Raw genomic sequence first — 6,283 nt, forward strand, 5'->3', positions numbered from 1 at the left:
ACCGACCGCCAGATGCAGCTTGTAGATTCCAAGCGGGTTAAGGAGGCGAGGCTATGCGGATCGTGTACCTCTGGCGGCTCGGCGTTGTCCCGTTGCTGATGGTTGTGGTCGGGTGCCTGCTCGCTCCGACAGCCTTGGCAGCCGTCCCGCTCGGGGGTGGTGCTGGCATCGTTGTCGCCGGCAGTTATTGCACTCTAACCACGATCGGTCACGACAACACCGGCGAGCTGGTGGGTTTCACTGCCGGGCACTGCGGTGGGCCCGGTTCTGAGGTCTCGGCCGAGGGAACACCCGGCACCCTGGGAACTGTGGTGGCCGTCGGTGACAGCCTCGACTATGCGGTGATCAAATTCGATCCGGCCAAAGTGGCACCAACTGCCAACTTCGCCGGGTTTGCCATTAACGGAGTCGGTCCCGAACCGCAATGGCGCCAACCGGCCTGCACCCTCGGAGCCGCCACCGGAAACTACTGCAGCAAGATGCTCGGACTGCCAGGTACAGGCCCGTACCAAACCATGCCCAGCCCCTATCAGCCCGGCGATGACGGACGCCCAGTCACCGCCGAAGACCTGCTGATCGGCCTGGTCTACCGGGGCTACATCTTGCCTGCCAACGACATCTACACCTACCCCATAGCAGAGACCAAGAGCGTCTTATTCAGCGCTGTCCTCGACGACATCGCCGCCAAGGGCTACCCGGGTGCCGGGTTCGTCCCGATCCCCGCATGAGATGGGCTCACCTCAGAGGGCTGAGTTCGCGGCAGTTCCGTTTGCCCCAGATCGAATGACAAATCACCTCAACCGGATTGTCACTTGATCTGAGGCGCCGCAGGTCACACGATCGCTCCTACCTCAGATGCAACGACAACGGACAGCTGGCGCTCCCGCTCGCCGCCACGAATCGATCAGCCCCACCCAGTGGCCAGCCCTAACGATGTGTCCGCCCGAGCCGGTGAGAACTTTCATTCCTGGTATCGAGGAAGACACTGAAGACACCGGCCCCCCCATGCCGCCAAATCCTAGACTGAGGCACCATATGATGCCCGCCTCGTCACTGGGAAGTACCCACCCGTCCGCGGATCACAAGCGTGCACACGACGGGAATTCTGCGAGCGCGGTTACCTGCGGCCGACTCGCGCCCGAAAACCTCAACGAAACCCGGGACACGCCACTAGATGCTCAGGTCCATGTCGGCTGCGCCGGCGGCGAGCAGATCAACGTTCGAGTCGAGGATGGAGCTGAGTCCGTTGCCGTCGAGCACGAAATCGATTTCGGTGGCGAGGTAGCCCAGGGAGTCGGTCGGAATCAGGTAGCCGCCGCCGGGTTGGAGGAACGCCCCGTCGATGCCGTCGAACGTCGCGCTGGAAAACGCGTTGTGGTCGAACGAGTAGATCAGGTCGGTGAGCGGGTGGTCGTTGTTTTCTTCGTAATAGGTGACTGCGTTGTAGAAGTTTGCCGCGTCGGCCGGGTCGGTCTGGAACAAGGCTGCGTCAAGGGTCGCGTTGTGTGCGCCGACGCTGCCCTCGGCCCCGAACAGCGCCGAGTAGCCCTGGTCGTCGACCGGTGTGCCGTTTTCGGCGGCGGTGTCGGGGTTGCCATCGGCGAAGGTGTAGTCGGTGGGGATGTTGGTGGCGCCCGGCGGCGGGGTGGCCCCGTTGAGGTCGGTGGCGATGTCGGCCGCGTTGAGGTCCGAGCCGCTGGCAAACTGGTAGCCATCGATGCCCAGGGCGGCGGTGACTTGGCTTGCAGATACAGAGCCGCCGAAAATATCGGTGCCGCGATCGGTGCCTGCGGTCAGGATGCCTTGGTAGGCGGCGAGTGCGTTGGCGACCTCGCCGACGGTGGTGTCGCCGCTGAAGTCCGAGCTGGTGACCCCGTCTGTGCTAAGGACTGATTGGATTTCGTCGCCCGAGGGGATGACGTGGTTGAGGTCGTAAGCGATCAAGGGCGAATCGTAATAGAGGGCCTGTCTTGTGGGTTGGTTGACGATGCCGTCGCTGATGAAGACGTTGGTCACCTCGCTTGCGGTGACATCGCCGCCGAACACATCGGTCTGTGTGTTGCCAGCGAGGGCGGTCGCTGCGTCGAGGACGGTGGTGGACCCAGTGAAGTCACTGCTCACAAGCCCGTAACCGGTCAGCACGGCTGCAACGTCGTCGGCGGTCGGGCCCGGGTCGGCCAGGGCCGCCGCCGCGGTTCCCAAGCCAACCAGCAAAGCCAACGCGCCACCAGCGCCGACACGGGCAGCGATAATGCGACGGGCCATATCTGAATCTCCTATCGAGACGCACCCGGGTGTGCGACACCAGCGCGAGGTCGCCAGTGATTGTGCGACGAACGCGACCGAGAACTGAAAAGCAAGCTACACCGATGTCGGCAACTGTCAGTTCTTCCCGTAAGGTTCTCCCTTGAGGCCCGGACAGTGCCGACGGCTCGCCATCACGCCACCCCGCTGATTCGGGAACGGCGAAACCATCGATATCTCCGAACGTGTTCTCCGGTGGCGCCACCCGCCGATACGGCATAGCCGACCAATTTCAGATACTGTTGCCCGGCACGACGCGCCGCTGCGCGTTGGACCAGATCGCCTTGAGCCCGGCCATGGCATCGTCGTGGGTGATCAGCCAGTGCCCGCCCTGGTCGACCAGAACAATTGGGCCGGGAGGCGTGTATTGGTTGTACCACCGTCCCGTGGTGGACACGGTGGCCCCGGCCAGGTTGTTGGCTGCGGGTTGAATGTTGGTCACCATGAAGGTCAGCGGTAACAGCCCGACCGCATTCATCCGGTTCAGGCGGTCGTCGATCGATTCAGCTTCCTCAGGGGTGAAACCGGGGGTGACGATGTCGGTCTTGTCCGCGGCGGGAATGTTTGGGTCAGTCAGCTTGGTCATGATGGCTACCACCTCGTCGACGGTGGGCACCGGTCCGGTGCAGGGAGTTTCGCCTGGGTCTCCGCAGTCCGCGTAGGCCGGTGGTGCGGCGGTCACGACTGTTGCGGGTGCGGCGATCAGCGCCGCCGCCAGCAATACCTTTGCGACACCGGATAATTTGGTCCGAAACATCGGCGGTCCCTCCCCTCCCGGAACATTGTTGAGGCTATCCAGCTACGCGACCGCGGCCGGACTTACGTTGCATCCCTTGCGCTGGCGGTCAGCGCGCTAACACCGATCCCGAACTCGGCTTAAACCCACCTCTGAAACGGTAACTCGGCCCAGGTGTAGGCACTTGACCGAGTTTTTGCGCTCTGGTCTGAGTGTCAGAGAGCGAAGTCGGGGAGCAAGGCACTCGCATCGGCCGCGACCGATGGGTCGATACCGAGCCAGTCATCGAACAACGTCATCGCATTGGTCCAGTCGGCGCTGTCGCCTTGGAACGCCGCGCCGAAGAGGTCGTTAAACAGTGCCCCGTCTTGTGGGTCGGCAAGTTGAACCCCGCCGATGTCGATCGGGCCGGTGGCGTCTGGGTTGACCAGCGGCGGAGCATCTGGGCTGCCGTAGTTGAAGAGATCGACGAGCTGGTTACCACCAGCGTCAGGCACCAGAAACGCCATGACAGCGTTGTCTTGGCCGGCTTGAACGGAGGAGATCTCGAATCCGGAGAACCAGTTGTCTTGGATGTTCAGGTTGTCCGCCGTACCGATAGTGGACAGGGCTGTGTTAAATGATTCGTTCGATCCGATGTCGCTGAGCGGTGTCGCCGCGACGTTGCCAAAGCTGCCGTTGATCGGTTCGGTGCCCAGACCCAGCGAATCGCTCGGGTCCGACAACGTAGCGGCGGGCAACAGGCTGTCGGTCCCATCACCGCCCGTCAGTGTCACCGTCCAGCCGTTGATCTCCTCGGTGCTGTCGTCGGCGTGCGCGGCACCCATCCCGAGCAGTGCCGCGGCCACTGCCGCGCCACCGGCCACACCCGCACCAGCACCCCAGCGGCCAATACGGCAAACGAGCATTTCACGAGCCTTTCGACGATTTATAGCGACCGCCGCGTCGGCGATGGGGATACATGGTACGCGGCCATCCTGACAGTTAGCTGGTTTCGCACTGAACAATGCCCGCCCGCCACCGAACAACAGTTTCTCATCAGCGGCGATTGTTGACCGGGGATTTATCCGGGGGTGCCAGGGGTGCCGTCGCTACCGCCGTTGCCACCGTTGCCGCCGGGTCCAAACGAGAGGCCGTTGGCACCATTGCCGCCGTCGCCCCCGCGGCCGTCGCCTTCCGGACCGACTTGCCCACCGTTGCCGCCGTTCCCGCCGGTGTTGAGCTCACTGCCGCCGCCGTTGCCGCCGTTGCCGCCGTCCCCACCGGTCCCACCGTTGGCTGCGCCACCGATCCCACCGATTCCCGCAGCGCCAGGTGTAACACCCGATGCCCCGTCACCACCGTCGCCACCGTTACCTCCATGCCCGCCGTCACCGGCGCCGCCCCCGCCGCCACCGCCACCGCCGGTCGGCGCGCTGAGGAAACCGCCTGCCCCGCTGCTCCCGCCGACTCCACCCTGGCCGCCGGTACCGCCGTCACTGGCGCCACCGGTGCCGCCGTCACCACCGGAGCCTGATGAGGTCAGGTTCAACGAGATGCTGCTGCTAGTAGCGCCGGTGCCGCCGTTGCCGCCGTGGCTTGCTTGCCCGCCGTCGATCCCGTTTCCGCCGTCGCCGCCGTTACCGCCTGCACCGGCGACACCGACTCCACTCGACCCGGGCTCGCCTCCGATGCCGCCGTTACCCCCAGTACCGGCCACGCTGCCGGCTCCAGTCGCGGTACCGCCGTTACCGCCGACGCCACCGTCACCGCCTGCGCCGATACCAGGAAGGCCAAGTGTTGGGCTAGCGGCGCCGCCGTTACCGCCGAGACCGCCGGCCCCGGCGACGCTGTCGAGACCGCCGGCCGCACCACCATCACCGCCGGCTCCACCATTACCTCCAACAGCAACGGTCAGGAACGGAGCCAGCAGGACGGGGATTAAGAGTTCTGCGCGGCTGCCCACACCGCCGGCCCCACCGTCACCGCCGGCCCCGGCGACGCTGTCGGCACCGGATGCCGAGCCACCGGCACCGCCGTTGCCGCCGTTGCCACCGATCCCGACCGTCCAATAGCCACCCATGCCACCGGCACCACCGTTGCCGCCCGCCTCACCAGCGGCCCCAGCCCCGCCATTGCCGCCATTGCCGCCGTCACCGACCAAGTACCCGCCGGCGCCGCCGGCCCCACCGTCGGCGCCAGCCCCGCCATCACCACCGACGCCCCCATTGCCAAACAGCCCAGCGGCGCCACCATCACCGCCGGCCACCCCGGCCTGGTCACTACCCCAGCCGGTGCCGCCGTCACCGAAGAACCAGCCACCGTCGCCCCCGGTCGGATCAGCCGACGTCCCCACATCGCCGTTGCAGATCAGGCCACAATGGTCACCAACGGCAAATAGCGGGTTGATCAGGTTGTCCAGCTGTGTGCCGAACGAACTGGCGATCCACTCCTCACCGAAACTGTGCAGCGGAGCATAGATCAGACCAATCAGGCCACCGGAGTCGATATACCCGGTCAACGAATCAATACCCGCGCCGGCTGCGGCCGAGTCGACGAGTTCCGGCGCCGTAGCGTCGGCCGTCGGCGGGGGCACCCAGAGTGCCGGATCAAACAGATCGTCGATGTCGAAATCCGCCCGGGCTACCGGCGCGACCGCCATCAGCAATGCCACCGCCGAACCCAACCCGACCAGCCGACGACGCTGGCGTCGCGGAATCGAAGACAACCTTTCGCCACTGTCGTCACGCTCATGACCGTGCGGCCGGCCCGAACTTACGCGCCAACCCCCAATTCCAGCGAGGACTTCAATTCCGTCATTGGCACCGCGACCAGTGTGCATAAACGGCATTCTTCAGCCCCCTCCTGTGAATATGCTGCCCGGCGCACACTGTCAACGCAGCTCGTTGGGGAGGCGCCGTGTCTCGCTACTCACTGGCGGGAAACTGCTGCCAGGACAGTGAACGTGCCCTACTTCGTTTCGTTCGGGTGACTGGTGTGCACCTGCTCGAGGTAGACCGTCCGGTCCTCGACGAAGAACCAGATGCCGGCGGTGCCGTTGAGCGTCGGCTTGTGTTGCCAGCGCTCGTGGGTCTTGTCACCGCGGGAGATCGTACCGAGATTACCGCGCAGCGGGAATACGACCGGATCGAATACGGCGGGTTACCAGTAAACGTCGCCGTTTTGATCCGCTGAATCATGTTGCATCCGAAGTGACCCTCGCCTGCCGTCTGGGGTCGATTTGGCCAAAGCGCCTCGACACCA

At 64.9% G+C, this 6,283-nt stretch carries 7 protein-coding genes; 3 read left to right on the forward strand and 4 right to left on the reverse strand.

Features of this window, described 5'->3' with window-relative positions:
* Positions 1–53: 53 nt before the first annotated feature.
* On the forward strand, positions 54–728 hold the full coding sequence (locus tag AC2VON_RS12150) for a chymotrypsin family serine protease (RefSeq protein ID WP_486953192.1): 675 nt from the start codon (positions 54–56) through the stop codon (positions 726–728).
* Between the two features lie 442 nt (positions 729–1,170).
* Here AC2VON_RS12150 and AC2VON_RS12155 read toward each other — a convergent pair whose 3' ends face one another.
* The 3 genes from AC2VON_RS12155 to AC2VON_RS12165 all read right to left on the reverse strand — a co-directional run bounded on the left by AC2VON_RS12155 (position 1,171) and on the right by AC2VON_RS12165 (position 3,816).
* Positions 1,171–2,265, reverse strand: a complete 1,095-nt coding sequence (locus tag AC2VON_RS12155) for a hypothetical protein (protein ID WP_486953193.1) — start codon at positions 2,263–2,265, stop codon at positions 1,171–1,173.
* A gap of 271 nt (positions 2,266–2,536) precedes the next feature.
* Positions 2,537–3,061: an MTB12 C-terminal domain-containing protein gene (locus AC2VON_RS12160; protein ID WP_486953194.1), complete on the reverse strand. Its 525-nt coding sequence runs from the start codon at positions 3,059–3,061 to the stop codon at positions 2,537–2,539.
* 194 nt (positions 3,062–3,255) lie between these two features.
* Positions 3,256–3,816 carry a hypothetical protein gene (locus tag AC2VON_RS12165; protein WP_486953195.1) on the reverse strand — a complete coding sequence of 187 codons (561 nt, stop codon included), beginning with the start codon at positions 3,814–3,816 and terminating at the stop codon, positions 3,256–3,258.
* Between the two features lie 36 nt (positions 3,817–3,852).
* On the opposite strand from AC2VON_RS12165, the gene AC2VON_RS12170 reads away from it, so the two are divergent.
* Entirely contained in the window at positions 3,853–4,095 is a 243-nt protein-coding gene (locus tag AC2VON_RS12170; protein ID WP_486953196.1) for a hypothetical protein, read from the forward strand.
* Between the two features lie 8 nt (positions 4,096–4,103).
* Here AC2VON_RS12170 and AC2VON_RS12175 read toward each other — a convergent pair whose 3' ends face one another.
* On the reverse strand, positions 4,104–5,747 hold the full coding sequence (locus AC2VON_RS12175; protein WP_486953197.1) for a PGRS repeat-containing protein: 1,644 nt from the start codon (positions 5,745–5,747) through the stop codon (positions 4,104–4,106).
* 269 nt (positions 5,748–6,016) lie between these two features.
* Here AC2VON_RS12175 and AC2VON_RS12180 point away from each other — a divergent pair, with 269 nt between their 5' ends.
* Positions 6,017–6,214, forward strand: a complete 198-nt coding sequence (locus tag AC2VON_RS12180) for a hypothetical protein (protein ID WP_486953198.1) — start codon at positions 6,017–6,019, stop codon at positions 6,212–6,214.
* Positions 6,215–6,283: the final 69 nt, after the last annotated feature.

The sequence above is a fragment of the Mycobacterium sp. TH-M82 genome (genome assembly GCF_057473605.1).